The organism is Xanthomonas sp. SHU 166, assembly GCF_000364685.1.
GTDB classification, from domain to species: Bacteria; Pseudomonadota; Gammaproteobacteria; order Xanthomonadales; family Xanthomonadaceae; genus Xanthomonas_A; species Xanthomonas_A sontii.
Genome location: NZ_AQOJ01000708.1, coordinates 1 through 630, shown reverse-complemented (window position 1 = coordinate 630; position 630 = coordinate 1). Strand labels below are relative to the sequence as shown.

The window sequence follows — 630 nt, the reverse complement described above, 5'->3', positions numbered from 1 at the left end:
TGCCGGGGCCGAGCAGGCCGGCGGCATCGACGTCGGCGCGGTTGACCAGCAGCGGCGGCGACAACTGCATCAGCTCGCCGGAGGCATCCGGTTCGGCGCGCAGCACCCGGGTCACGCGCAGCGTGCCGGCGCCGAACTCCAGCGCATCGCCGAGCTTCAGCCCCAGCGCCTCGAGCAGGCGCGGATCGGCATACGCTTCGCCGCGCGGCGGCGGACCGGCGCGTTCGCTGCCGGCGCCGACGGTGTCGCGCGCGACCAGCAACGCGCCGCGCAGCGGATAGCCCGCGCCCACCGCCTTGATGTTGGCCATCTGGCTGGCGTCGCCATGGAACAGCACGCTGGGGAAACTGACCATGCGCGTACTGCGCAGCCCGCGCCGTTGCGCTTCCTCGGCGAAGGCGGCGGGGATGTCCTGGCGCCCGCTGACGCCGAGGTCGCCGCCGATCACCTCGGCGGCGCTGCCGGTCAGCGCCAGGGTCACCCGGTCGACCAGGGTGCCGACCGCGGTCATCACCGCCACGCCCAGCACCAGCGCGGCGAACACGGTCAGCAGATCGCCGGCGAACAGCTCGCGGCGCAGTGCGCGCGCGGCATGGCGCAGTACGTTCATGCGGCATCCGCCGCGTCGGC

The 630-nt window shown here is 74.4% G+C and carries 1 pseudogene; it reads right to left on the bottom strand.

What is annotated here, in order from left to right:
- A pseudogene (locus tag D180_RS16610) lies at positions 1-610 on the bottom strand (oxidoreductase); the annotation flags it as partial.
- Between the last annotated feature and the right edge of the window lie 20 nt (positions 611-630).